Source organism: Phycisphaerae bacterium (assembly GCA_012729815.1).
Classification (GTDB): Bacteria; Planctomycetota; Phycisphaerae; order JAAYCJ01; family JAAYCJ01; genus JAAYCJ01.
Genome location: JAAYCJ010000251.1, coordinates 1 through 12,685 on the forward strand (window position 1 = coordinate 1; position 12,685 = coordinate 12,685).

General features: G+C 64.3%; 9 protein-coding genes. 3 read left to right on the forward strand and 6 right to left on the reverse strand.

Annotation, left to right across the window (positions count from 1 at the left end; genetic code table 11):
• Positions 1–34 precede the first annotated feature (34 nt).
• The 5 genes from GXY33_16465 to GXY33_16485 form a co-directional block, all read right to left on the reverse strand.
• Positions 35–583, reverse strand: coding sequence for a prepilin-type N-terminal cleavage/methylation domain-containing protein (locus GXY33_16465; protein ID NLX06732.1), 549 nt, complete (start codon positions 581–583; stop codon positions 35–37).
• A 5-nt stretch (positions 584–588) separates the two neighbouring features.
• Positions 589–4,227 carry a hypothetical protein gene (locus GXY33_16470; GenBank protein NLX06733.1) on the reverse strand — a complete coding sequence of 1,213 codons (3,639 nt, stop codon included), beginning with the start codon at positions 4,225–4,227 and terminating at the stop codon, positions 589–591.
• A 90-nt stretch (positions 4,228–4,317) separates the two neighbouring features.
• Positions 4,318–5,043 carry a prepilin-type N-terminal cleavage/methylation domain-containing protein gene (locus GXY33_16475; GenBank protein NLX06734.1) on the reverse strand — a complete coding sequence of 242 codons (726 nt, stop codon included), beginning with the start codon at positions 5,041–5,043 and terminating at the stop codon, positions 4,318–4,320.
• A complete protein-coding gene (locus GXY33_16480; protein ID NLX06735.1) occupies positions 5,022–6,179 on the reverse strand; it encodes a GntR family transcriptional regulator in 1,158 nt (385 codons plus the stop codon). The genes GXY33_16475 and GXY33_16480 overlap by 22 nt, the downstream gene beginning before the upstream one ends.
• A 172-nt stretch (positions 6,180–6,351) precedes the next feature.
• Entirely contained in the window at positions 6,352–8,046 is a 1,695-nt protein-coding gene (locus GXY33_16485; protein ID NLX06736.1) for a DUF4091 domain-containing protein, read from the reverse strand.
• 259 nt (positions 8,047–8,305) lie between these two features.
• On the opposite strand from GXY33_16485, the gene GXY33_16490 reads away from it, so the two are divergent.
• The 3 genes from GXY33_16490 to GXY33_16500 all read left to right on the forward strand — a co-directional run bounded on the left by GXY33_16490 (position 8,306) and on the right by GXY33_16500 (position 11,219).
• Positions 8,306–9,616 (forward strand): DUF2092 domain-containing protein, encoded by a 1,311-nt coding sequence (locus tag GXY33_16490; GenBank protein NLX06737.1) that lies wholly within the window; start codon positions 8,306–8,308, stop codon positions 9,614–9,616.
• 28 nt (positions 9,617–9,644) lie between these two features.
• Entirely contained in the window at positions 9,645–9,923 is a 279-nt protein-coding gene (locus GXY33_16495; GenBank protein NLX06738.1) for a hypothetical protein, read from the forward strand.
• A 78-nt stretch (positions 9,924–10,001) separates the two neighbouring features.
• Entirely contained in the window at positions 10,002–11,219 is a 1,218-nt protein-coding gene (locus GXY33_16500; GenBank protein ID NLX06739.1) for a glycosidase, read from the forward strand.
• Positions 11,220–11,269: 50 nt separating this feature from the next.
• On the opposite strand, the gene GXY33_16505 is transcribed toward GXY33_16500, so the two are convergent.
• Positions 11,270–12,685: an NAD(P)(+) transhydrogenase (Re/Si-specific) subunit beta gene (locus GXY33_16505; protein ID NLX06740.1), complete on the reverse strand. Its 1,416-nt coding sequence runs from the start codon at positions 12,683–12,685 to the stop codon at positions 11,270–11,272.

Consider the following 12,685-nt stretch of genomic DNA (forward strand, 5'->3'; position numbering starts at 1 on the left):
CCCGAAAAATCATGGCGCCTGGCGGCCATCGCACCTACGGTGACCGCGATTCGGCCCGCCTCCGTCCCGACCCCGCCCCCCATCCCCTCAAAACCACCTCATCCGCTGAACTGGTGAGAAATGCGGGATAGCCGGTCTCCGCCACCCAGATGAACCGCGACGGCTCGGCGATCTGACTCACGGTCAGCCGCGACACGTTCCCGTCCCAGCAATCCGTCGAGAGCCGTCCCATGCACACGCCCGCGTTCATCCCGTAGTGGACGGTGTAGGCGTACGGCGCCGACGGGCAGTTCCAGTTGACCGACGCCTCCCACCACGTATCCGCGCGGTTAAAACCCGGCAGATACGGGTGCAGGTAGACCCGCAGCGATTCGCCGTACAAGGCGAACGGCAACTGGCCCGTCCCCTCGGTAAGGTACAGGGCGCTGGCCGTGCCGATCGCCTTCAACTGACCGGCGCAGAGGACCTGCCGCGACTGCTCGCGGGCCGCTGTCAATGCCGGCAGCAGGATCGCCACCAGCACCGCGATGATCGCCACCACGACCAGAAGCTCGATCAGTGTGAATCCGGCCTTCGACTTCATGACCGCTATTCCTTGACCAGACGCATCACGCGATAGCCCAGCGGCCCCACAGCCGTACGGGTCTGCCAGATCCCGTTTTCCACGCCGCCTTCCACCGGCCGCCGCGGATCAACCACGTCCTGGGCCCGCCAAACGCCCTCGCCGACCGGGACCTCGATCAACCCCTCACCGCCTCCACCCTGATTCAGGGCGAACACGAATTTCTCGCGATCGGACTTCACGCGGACCACCAGATCCACCGCCGGCAGCCCAGCCCCGAGCTCGTGCCCGTCGGCGTCCGCGGCCTCAAGCGTCGTCCACCGGCCGGCGAACGGAATCTCCGCCAACTCGATCATCTGCTTGCTCCAGGCGGCCAGATTGCCCGTCACGTGCGGATCGGTCGTCCAGGTATCCGGGCAGATCCCGTAAACGATCAGCCGGCCCTGGCCCCACGGCCGCTGCCACCCGATGACCTGGCCGGCGGCGTCGCGGATGGGCTCCGCCTGCGCCACCACGCCGAAATCCACGCCGCGGAACAGCTTGGCCTCGTTGAGCGTCTCGTCCCGCTTCTCTTCGGGAGTGCCCGCGGTATCGGTGGCCGATCGGCCGGGCTCTTCGGGAAGGGCGATGCCTTCATCAAAGACGTAGCGGCCGAACTCCTCGCGATACTCCGGCGCCGTCCAGGCCAGTTCCGCCCACGCCGGTCCGCCGAGGTTCTCATACTTCCGCAGCCACGGGTCGCGCTGGCCCGATACGCCCGCCAGCACCACCGTGCCGCCCGCCTTGGCGAACCCGGCGATCCGACCGGCCGCTTCCTGGCTGAGCACCGGCGAGAGCGGAACGACGAGGGTCTTGTATTCGCCCGGCTGCTCCGGAAGCGTTGCGTCGTCGACGAAGTCCGCCGCGACTCCCGCCATCCGCAACAGGTAGCACACCGTATAGGACGCCCGTTCCGACAACGCGCCCCACGGCGCGGACCGCGTGGTCAGCGTCGCGTACTCGCCGGTGTCGTTCGAGGCGTAGTACGCCACGTCGGTCGGGAAACGCTTGATCGATCGGCCGTCGAAACTCTCGTGGTATCGGCGAATCTCCCGGAGCGTTCGCGCGTACGACTCGTAGGCCGGCAGATGCGCTCCGTCCGCGTCGATCATGTACCAGCACGCCCGCTCGAACGGGTCGTCGGTCTCCTTGAAACGCCGTTTCTCCCATTCGAGAATGTCGTTGGGCGTGCCCCGGTCCGAGAACGGATACCACGAGAAGATCAGCGTCAAATCCATCCCGTGCGCCACCAGCCCCCAGTTCTGCAAACCCGCCGACTCAGCCGGCCAGTACGGCTGATGATAGACCTCGATGCCCCAGAACGGCTTGCTCTGCTCGTCGGCCACCGACTCAGCCATCTCGATGCTGGCCATGCACTCGTGCGGCACGCCGAACGAATTCTGATACCCGGAGGTGTAGCGGACGTTGATCATCGCCGCGTCCATCGCCCGCACGAACGGCATGAAGAAGTACTTGTAGAAGTTCGCGATCGGCAGGTCCGTGCCGTAGAGCGTCCGCGGATCCACCTCCTTCGCCGCGTCGCGGAAGGTCTTGTAGCCTTCGACGCCGGTCTCCGTCCGCCAGCGCATCCAGTCCATCGTCTTGCCCGGCAGACGATCAAGTTCCGCCACCGCCTCCTTCGGCCACGAGGCGCCCCAATGCAGCATGCCCCAGCCGCCGGGAACCTGATTGTCCTTCTCAGCCAGAAGCTTCTGGTAGAACTTCGCTGAGATCACCTGATCCACCTGGCTCCAGTCGCCGTAGTCGGTGCCCCAGCGGTCATTGAGCGTCGCCAGGTCGCCGTGCCGTTGCTTACACCAGTTGCGGAAGTGCTCATCCGCCGCCGCCGTCGGACACGGACAGCCGTTGAAACTCCAGTACATCTCGTTGGCCAACTGCACGCCGACCACCAGCGGGTTCGACCCCTGCTCGCGGCCGAACTTCCCGCCGTTCTCCTTGACCCACTCCACGCCGCGCGGGTCGTGAATGTCCACGAACTCCGGCGCCAGCGGGTTCACGAAATCGTGCCCCGGCGCGATGCCCTGGTAGTGATGCTGGTTGTACATGCCCATACCGCCCGCCGCCGCGTGCATGAACGTCTCGTCATCGCTGGCGCACATTCGCCCGCACACCATGCCCAGGTTGCGGTAGAACACGTGGTGCTCGATGTAGGAGCAGTCGTGCTTCGCCCCGCCCTTGCGGATCGTCGTGTTGCCGATCCCGAATATCTTCATCGGGTCGAGTTGCGGCGTCAGGCTGAAGCGTCCGACGCTGCGCGATCGCAGCATGTTGGTGATACCGTAGGCGGTGAAGGCGTACGGGTCGAAATCCCATCGGCCGTCCACGATCACGTCGCCGCCGTCCGCCAATCGCGCGAACAGGACATAGCCGTCCGGGCGAAGCGACTCGGTCGAAAAAGCCAACTGCCGCGACTGACCCGGCGGAAGTTCGGAAAGGTCGAACTCGCCGATCGCCTGCAGGTCCGGAATGCTCCACGGCCCAAAATGCAGCGTCACGACGCCACCCAACGGCTCGCGTGAATCGTTGTACACCGTGATCGTCCGCTCGCTCGACCCGGTGGTCAGCCACATGGGCAGCCGGCCGGCTTCGACCCCGTCGAATGCGATCCGCAGAAATTCCTGCGGCCGCACGTTGAACGCGGTCGGTTCGCCGCCGATCTCCAGTTGCAGGTCGTCGATCAGCACCGTGCCTTCCTCGACCGCGATGTGCACGAACGGCTGAAGCATCGACGGGCACTCCTGGGTCAGGCTCACCCGCGTCCACTCGCCCGCCTCGGCCGGCAGGTCCACGCTCGAACGGACCTGCGTCCTGCCTTCCTTGGCCTCCCGCACACCGCCGACGAAATCCAGCACCAGCGACGCCTTCGCCCCGGTGGTCTTGACGTACCCGCTGAGCGTCCACGTCCCAGGCGAGACATAGCGGCCCAGCGATGACACGACCGAGACCCTGCCCACGCCGCCATCCAGCTTCAGCGCCTTGCCGCCGCTGTGGCCGCCGTCCACCGGTTGCACCGCCTCACGCGTCCCTTCGTCGATCCACCAGCCATCCAGGTCCGCCCACGTCCAGATCCGATGACCCTCCCAGCCCGCGTTCGACATATACGAGTCGGCATAACCCAGCCGCGTACCGCAGAACGAGCCGGACAACTCGAAGCTGCCGTTGGCCAGCACGTTGTCGCCGGGCTGCGGGGCGGGTTCAGAGAACACCTCAATCCCGCGGCTGGCCAGCACGGTATCGACCCCGTTCGGATCGCGATGGAACAACTCGAACGTCCCGCTGTAACCGTCAAACTTCAACGCGGGCAGGGCGAAGGCGTATTCCTTGGCGCCCGCCGCGCCGTCGAACCGCGAATCGATCAGCGAGACGAACGGCTGGCGGCTCTTGTACCGCAGGTAGATCGCCCCCGGCTGCGCCGCCTCCGGACCAACGGTCACCTTGATTGAACCGCTGGCCTCCTGGTCGCGAAAAACCCTCGCCGGAGTCTCCAGAACTCCGGTGAGCCCGGACGCGCCCGACCCGGCGACGCCGTCATCGCCCAGCACACCCGTTCCCAGCAGAAGCACCGCACCAACCATCCAACAAACCGATCGAAACGTCTTCGTCATCGTATCCCTCATTCATGGTTGTCGTGAATTGGACTATCCGGCGCAGACCATACGCCGGAATGGGCTCTCAACTCCGGAACACGCTCATCCTTACCATTGCCAGTAACCGGATGCCTCCAGCCGCCCGTACGAGATCGCCTCGACGTGCAGATCGGCGAGCACGCAGACCGCCTGCATGTCGTGTCGATAGCAGACCCCGCGACAATTCGTGCCCGCGTAGATGTAGTGCGGGAATATCTCCTGCAGCCAGCGACCGCTGTCGTACTGTACGAAGTCCACCGGATAGGTGATGCTGTAGTAGGTCCCCGGTGGCCGGTTGTTGTACCCGCCCTCGGTCATCCACACCACACCCGCCGGACTCGGGATATCAGCCGGTCGCACCCATTTGGTGTAAGGAGGCCAGTACTTCCCGTCCCATCCGAACGTGATATTGCACCCATAAGCGGGCGACATGCCCCACGGGTTGCCCGTTGGCTGCAGCGGACAGATCCACACCGGCGAATACGAAAAAACGTCGCTCCACGCCGATGTCATGTCCGGCCGCGGCAGATACGGCTGGAACAGCCTCACCAGCCCGCCGGACGCCCCATATATAGGATACCAGTCCTGGTTATCCGACATGTATATCTGCGTCGCCGTACCCAGTTGCCTCATGTTGCCCAGACACGTCGTCTGCTTTGCCATCGCCCTCGCCCGCCCCAGAGCCGGAAGCAGCAGGCTCACCAGCACCGCGATGATCGCCACCACCACCAGCAACTCGATCAGGGTAAACGCTTTCATCCTACGCGCTGGGCTCATGCTTCCACCTCCCGCCATACGCCGCCCACCCGGCGATACAGGCCCATCCGCTCCTGAATCTCCCGCACCGGCGGCTCGTTCGGCCCACGCGGGCGGAACAGCAGTTCCAACGCCCGACGCGCCAGCCCCTCAAAGCTCACGCAGATCGCCGTCGCCTCACCTAACCCGTTGTATCCGGTCTGCAACTGCTCGCGATACAGATAGCCCACAACCGCATCCGCGGCGAAACAATTCTCCAAACAGTGCTCCAGCAGATCGCGCACCTGAAGCTCCGAAGCCGACCCGTGGATCATCGCCGTCGGCATCGTTCCCTGCTCCCGCCACGCCGCCAGGCGGTTCCGAAGCAACTCCACCGGGATGGCCGGCGGCCGCGAGAACGCCCCGTCCTCAACCGGAAGGTTCGGCAACTCCACCACCAGATCGGACTTGTACGGAATGCCAAACGCCAGCAAGGCCTTGAGATACCCTTGCTGAATCTCATAACCGCCCGCCTGCGAAAGCTCCCAACTGACCAGGGCGATCCGCCGGTGGCCCTGTCGGACCAGATGCTCCACGCATCGATAGCCCAGGGCTTGGTTGTCCGGAAGGACCGCGTCGCAGACCGCCGGCCCGCGAAACCGCTCGGCCAATTCGCACAGGCAGACGATCGGGATTGGGCTCTCATGCACCAACGCCGCCACCGCGTCCCTCGGATACGGGCTGATCAGCACCGCGCCGCCGGTTCCCGGATGCTTCTGCACGATCCGCTCCCAGTCGGCCGACAGGTCATGTGAGATTACCAGGTTCGTGGTGGCCCGCCCGGCCTTTAGCAGCCGCGTCAGCGCGCTGATGCACATGATCTGGTACGGATAGTGCGTACTGTCGCAGACCAGCAGCACATTCCGCGTCGTCGTCGGCCGATCCACCAGAAACGTCCCCTTGCCCCGCACCGACCGGATCAGCCTTGCCTTCTGAAGCCGACCCATCGCCTCCCGCACCGACCGAAGGCTCGTCCCATACCGCCGAACCAGTTCCTTCTGCCGCGGCAGCATCGACCGCCCTTGCCGGCGCATCTCCTCAATCTCGCCGCGGATGGCCCGCTCTACCCGGTCGGTGACCAGCCGGTCGCCGCTTGCCTCTTCCACCAACGCCGAAACGTCACTGTGCCTTCTCATGCCAATCATGGTACATGAACGCGCACTTTATGTCAAGAAGTGCGCGGAAAAAACTCGTCAGGCGAGGCCACCCAGACCAGTCTTGACCGGGCGGAGAGCCAATCCGGATCGGGATGGAATACAATATACCGTAACCGTATGGGATAAGCGAGGTTATGTGGCTGTCGATGACTCAGGCCTTGATCAGCTTGCGCTGTATACGGCGGAACTCGCCGATGTCACGAACGTAATCGACCGCTGTTCGCACCGCCCGCCGGGCCAGCCGGTTCGCCGCCTTCTCACCCTCACTCTGTTGCATTGCCAGCAGCAACTCATGGTCGTGGATGCCGTCGCGCATGGCCTCGAATCGCAGGGACGGCCACGGCCCATCGTCGCCCGGCCAGATGATGTGGGTGTCGCCCGGGGGCAGCCGGCACTGGCCGTCGAATACTTTGCCCACCGACTGGCGAAACGGGTCCTGGTCCTCCCGGTACATGTTCAGTCCCCAGTGCAGGTAGCCGGTTGCCCCGCCAACGTAGTTGAGCCAGTGGATCAGCCGCGTCTTGATCAACGCAAAATCGAGAAACCGGTTGAGGGCCGGTCCACGCGGGCCGCAGCACGAGTAGATCCATAACTCGCCGCCGCCGGTGGCCGCCACCTTGCGGAAATTCTCGTAATTCCAGATGCTGTCGAAGTACGGGTCGCGATCGACGCCTGGAATGTGCATGTCGGCCAAGTTGGGTACGTGGACGTCGAGCGAGCCGACCACCGCCGGGGTGCCCAGGATCGCCTCGATCAGCCGCACGCCAGGCATTGCCCGGCGCAGCAGGTTCGCCACGCGAAGGTACGCCTCGGCTTCCTTGGGGTGCGGTTCGTCGGCCACGTGCTGCAGATATATCCCGTCCCAGCCGCGATTCCGCACGTGCCGCCACAGGTCGGCCGCCATCTCGTGCATGAAGCATTGACCTTCAGTGCTCAAAGCCGGCGTGGTCGTCTCGGCCAGGTAGTAGTTGCCCGACGGCTGATAGCCCTCCTCGAACCGGCGGTCCACGAAGTGACAGCCCTCGATGACCTCGAACCCCTCATCGAGAAACAGCCTCACGTAACGGTCGAAACGCGGCCAGTTGAACCGCGGCCGCTTGTCCGACCCCTTCTCGATCAGGACCTCTTTCTGGATCCAGAAGACGTTCTGGCCGTACTCGCGCATGAGTCGGGCGTACTTGCGCAGCATCGCCCAATAGGCTGGCGACCACATCTCCAGATCGTGGAACCGGGCGATGTTGGCCAGGTGGAACCAGTTGGTGATCCGAAGCCGCTGGCGCGAAGGCAGCTTGTTTTCGCCGACCGTCAGCTCGATCGGCAGTTCAATCGCTTCGCCCGCGGTTCTGATCGTCAGCGTCGACCGGTACGTTCCGGGCGGCGTATTCGGCTTGGTGTCGACCGCCACAAAGAACACGTTGGGCCGGACTGCTTCGACCGGACGGGCCCCCAGCGGAGCCAGGACCTCAGCCAACTCGAACGGGGCCTTGCGCACCACGTGTGGAGCCATTCTCGGATCAAGCCGGTCGTCCACGTACATGTCAATCGGCATTTCCTTCGGGCGTTTGGCCGGCGGCTCGAGCAGGGGGTCCCACGACGTGTTGACCTCCACCGGCACGTACAGGACCCGCTGGATGCGGTGGGAGAGCCTGACTGCCCGGCGTCCCTCGGCCGCGAACGGCGCCAGCGTGAACTCCGGTTCCGCAGTCAGCCCGGACATTGCGAGTTGGAATGACGCCCGCGTCCCTCGGGCCGCGGCGAGGCTGACCTGCTTCGGCGGTTTGCTGCCGACCGGCGTGTCCGGAAAGACGCGATCCAGCGAGTCGAAAACCTGGAACTGCACGCTCACGTTAACGTCTCCGCTTGCGGTGTCCCTTCTGAAAACGATACGGTCCATACTGTAGCCCATCTCTGATCACCACTCAAGACAACCTTGGCGGCTCCATTCGGGTGATGTCTGCCTAACCCGAACGTAGCCATAGACAAAAGTGTACCGGATTTCTTCAGCTTGACTTTCAGCAGTGTCCGTGATTTACTTCTGTAGACACACTCGCGACGGGGATTGACGTCAACTCCCGCCCAGGGGTGGGATCATAAAGGAGAATATGATGAACCTTTTGTTTCACAGGGTAATGACGATCCGCGCACTGGCAGTTCTGCTGCTCGGAACCGCAGTGGCCTCCGCTCAGACTCCTCAGACCACCCCGGCCACCCAGCCGCGGATCGAACCGCAGGCCGAGAAAGTTCTCCGCGACCTCACGCAGTACATTCAAAACCTCCAGACATTCTCCTTCGAACTGGTCTCAACCGTCAAGATGACCTCGGAAAAAACGAACCAGGAGCAGAGCAACCTGCACACCTTCGCCGTCGCGCGGCCAGACAAGGCGGCCATTATCCTGCAGGAGGGCCAGCGCGGCGTGACGCTGGTCTCCAACGGCAGGCAGGCCCACGTCTATCTGCCCGAGTTGAACAAGTACACCGTCAAACCAGCCCCCGACACCATTGCCGAGCTCATCGAGGACAACGACTACATCCTCGAAGCCGCCTTCGGCGGCGTCAGTTTCGCCGCCGGGCTGCTCACGGAGGATCCCTACGATCGTCTGACCCGCGAGGTGACGGCGGCCCGGTACGTGGGCGTCGAGGAAATTGATGGCGTCCAGTGCCACCACCTGCGATTCGCCCAACAACAGGTCGACTGGGACCTGTGGGTGCGAACCGGCGATCAACCGCTGGTTCAGCGATTCTCGCCCGATCTGACGCGCATGCTCGAACAGGCACGAGCCCGCCAGCCGGAACAACTCAGGGGCACCAACATCAGCGTGATCGTCAACTTCAACCAGTGGAAGACGGGTAGCGAGATTCCCGATGAACGCTTCGCCTGGACGCCGCCGGAAAATGCCGAGAAGGTCGAGTCCTTCCTGCCGACGGAGGAGGATCACCCGATGCTCGGCCGCTTGGCGCCCGACTTCACCGGCGAATTGCTCGACGGCGGCCAGTTCGACTTCTCCCAGGTCAAGGGCGAGAAGGTGATCATTCTCGACTTCTGGGCGACCTGGTGCGGACCATGCACCGTGGCCATACCCGTGGCCCAGAACATGGCGAAAACGTACGGCGACCAGGTGGCGTTCTACACCGTCAACGTCAACGAGGAGCCCGATCTGGTCCGCGAGGCCATGCAGCAGCGCGGCTGGGAATTCCCCGTCGTGATGGACCAGGCCGGCGAGATCGCCAAACTCTACAACGTCGATGGTTTTCCGGCCAGCATGGTGATCGGCAAGGACGGACGGATCCAGGCCGTCCACACCGCGCTCCGCCCGGACCTGCGGTCCAAACTCCGCAAGGAACTGCGGGCTCTGATCGAAGGCAAAAGCCTCCTCGAAGCCAAAACGGGCGCCGCCACGCAGCCGGCCGGCCAGTAGTCGCGCCGTAACATCCTGGAATGACCGCATGGGCCTCAAGGATCCCAAGCCGCCGCCGTTCATGCCGACACCGCCCAAGACGTGCGCCGAGCATCCGGACCGCCTCGCCGCCTGGCAATGCGACGCCTGCCAAGCCTGCTTCTGCAGAAACTGCGTCGAACAGCGAGACTACGGCGAGTTCCGCATCGAAATCTGCCGCCGCTGCGGCGGCCGCTGCCGGCCCATCGTCCACAACAGACCCGCGCCGCCCGAATCGCCGAAATCCCTCTGGACCCGCCTGCGCGGCTGGCTCGGCCGCTCCCGGTAAACAGGGTGATTTCGGTTCACTTTCGGCCCGGCTCCCTGTACATTACCAACATGCCTTCCAGTTCAAAAGGAGTGCGGCATGGCGGACGTTTTCGCCGACCGGCTGGCCCGGTTGGTTGAACGGCACGAACGGCTCATCGCCCGAAGCAACGAGGTGGACCCAGCCTGGGACAACGGCTGGTACGAGCGCTACAAATACCCCGTCGTCACCAACGCCCACGTGCCGCTCTTCTGGCGCTACGACCTCGACCGCCGCCGCAACCCGCACCTGCTGGAACGTCTGGGCGTCAACGCGGTCTTCAATCCCGGTGCGATCGAGATCGACGGAACCATCTGCCTGATGTGCCGCGTCGAAGGCTGCGACCGCAAGTCATTCTTCGCCGTCGCCGAGAGCCGCAGCGGCGTCGACGGCTTCCGATTCCGCGACTATCCGGTCGTCATGCCCGAAACCGATCGGCCCGACACCAATGTCTACGACATGCGACTCGTCCGCCACGACGACGGCTGGATCTACGGCCTCTTCTGCAGCGAACGCAAAGACCCGAATGCGCCTCCGGGCGACACCTCCTCAGCCGTCGCCCAGTGCGGCATCGCCCGAACGAAAGACCTCGACCGCTGGGAGCGTCTCGACGACCTCAAGTCCAGCTCGGCCCAGCAGCGCAATGTCGTCCTGCATCCCGAGTTCATCGACGGCAAGTATGCCTTCTACACCCGCCCGCAGGACACCTTCATCGAGGCGGGCAGCGGCGGCGGAATCGGCTGGGGACTCGCCGACTCGATCGAACACGCCGTCGTGGGCGATGAGACCATCATCGACCCAAAGGCCTACCACACCATCAAGGAAAGCAAGAACGGCGCCGGCGCCGCCCCGATCCGCACCGACCGCGGATGGCTCCACGTCGCCCACGGCGTCCGCAACTGCGCAGCCGGACTCCGCTATGTGATCTACGCCTTCATGTGCGACCTCGCCGAACCCTGGAAGGTCACCCACCGTCCCGGCGGCTACTTCATCGCCCCGTTCGGCGACGAACGGATCGGCGACGTCTCCAACGTCGCCTTCATCAACGGCCTGGTCGCCCGCGACGACGGAAGCGTATTCCTCTACTACGCCTCCTCCGACACCCGCATCCACGTGGCCGCCACCACCATCGACCGCCTGATCGACTACGTGACCAACACGCCCCAAGACCCGCTCCGCTCCTACGCCTGTGTTCAGCAACGAAGCGACCTGATCCGCCGCAACCTCGCCCTCATCGACGCCGCCGACAACCCGATCCTCCGCCGCGTCCGGCCATAGGAGAATGCCCTCGCGCACGCATCGCCTACCATCAACCCGGTCAACGTCGACTACAGTTCCTTGACCGCCGCGATCAGCTCGCGAATCGCCTTCTGCCCGTCGTTGAAAAACATCAGTGTGTTGTCCGCCGTGAACAGCGGGTTGGGAATCCCCGCGAAACCCGGACTCAGCGAACGCTTGATAACCACCACCGTCTTGGCCTTGTCCACCTCGAGGATCGGCATGCCCGCGATCGGGCTGTGCGGGTCAGTCCGCGCCACCGGGTTCACCACGTCGTTGGCCCCGATGATGATCGCCACGTCCGTCTGCGCGAACGTCGGGTTCACGTCGTCCAGTTCTTTGAGCTTCTCGTACGAAATATCCGCCTCCGCCAGCAGCACGTTCATGTGCCCCGGCATCCGTCCCGCCACCGGATGAATCCCGAACTCCACCTCCGTCCCGCGGTTCTCCAGCAGGCTCGTCAAATCGCGCACCGCGTGCTGCGCCTGGGCCACCGCCATTCCGTAGCCCGGTACGATCACCACCCGCCTCGCGCTCTCCAGCACCATCGCGATCTCCTCAGCCGACGCCGACTTGACCTTCCCGCCGTACACCTGATCCGCGCTGGGACCGGCTTCGCTCGGCGCCATCACCCCGAACAGCACGTTCGTCAGCGACCGGTTCATTGCCCGGCACATGATCCGAGTCAGAATCAATCCCGACGCCCCGACCAGCGATCCGGCGATGATCAGCACGTTGTTGCTCAGCACGAAACCCGTCGCCGCCGCCGCCAGTCCCGAATAGGAATTCAGCAACGCGATCACCACCGGCATGTCCGCCCCGCCGATCGGAATCACCAGCAGAATGCCCAGCACCGACGCCACCACCACCAGAATCCAGTAGACGTAAGTCGCCTCCGGATTCCACACCACCAGCACCCCCAGCAGCACTGCCACCGCGAACAGCACCGCGTTGATCGCCTGCTGCCCGCCGAACACCACCGATTTTTCCGATATCACGCCCTGCAGCTTGCCGAATGCCACGAAACTCCCCCAGAACGTTACCGCCCCGATGATCCCCGACGCCACCGTCGCCACCAGAAGCTGCAGCGGAAGCACTTGCGCCTCGCCAATCTCCGGTGCCGACTCCGCTATCAAAACCGCCTCCAGCAGCGCCGCCCCGGCCACCAGCACCGACGCACCGCCGCCAAACCCGTTGAACATCGCCACCAACTGCGGCATCGCCGTCATCGCGATCTTCACCGCCAGAATCGCCCCGATCCCCGCCCCGATCACCAACCCGGCAATGATCAGCTCGTACCGGACGATCCCCTGCCACAGCAGCGTCACCACCACCGCCAGCAGCATCCCCAACGCGCCCAGCAGGTTTCCCCTCACCGCCGTCCGCGGATGGCTCAATCCCTTGAGGCCGAAGATGAACAGCACCGCCGCCACCAGATACGATATGTTGACGATCGCCTCGTGCAT

What these genes read in the sequence shown, in the direction of transcription:
- GXY33_16475 (NLX06734.1), bottom strand. Translation starts at nt 5,043, where the DNA reads ATGGCGGGAGGTGGAAGCATGAGCCCAGCGCGTAGGATGAAAGCGTTT.
- GXY33_16470 (NLX06733.1), bottom strand. Translation starts at nt 4,227, where the DNA reads ATGACGAAGACGTTTCGATCGGTTTGTTGGATGGTTGGTGCGGTGCTT.
- GXY33_16495 (NLX06738.1), top strand. Translation starts at nt 9,645, where the DNA reads ATGGGCCTCAAGGATCCCAAGCCGCCGCCGTTCATGCCGACACCGCCC.
- GXY33_16480 (NLX06735.1), bottom strand. Translation starts at nt 6,179, where the DNA reads ATGAGAAGGCACAGTGACGTTTCGGCGTTGGTGGAAGAGGCAAGCGGC.
- GXY33_16505 (NLX06740.1), bottom strand. Translation starts at nt 12,685, where the DNA reads ATGCACGAGGCGATCGTCAACATATCGTATCTGGTGGCGGCGGTGCTG.
- GXY33_16500 (NLX06739.1), top strand. Translation starts at nt 10,002, where the DNA reads ATGGCGGACGTTTTCGCCGACCGGCTGGCCCGGTTGGTTGAACGGCAC.
- GXY33_16465 (NLX06732.1), bottom strand. Translation starts at nt 583, where the DNA reads ATGAAGTCGAAGGCCGGATTCACACTGATCGAGCTTCTGGTCGTGGTG.
- GXY33_16490 (NLX06737.1), top strand. Translation starts at nt 8,306, where the DNA reads ATGAACCTTTTGTTTCACAGGGTAATGACGATCCGCGCACTGGCAGTT.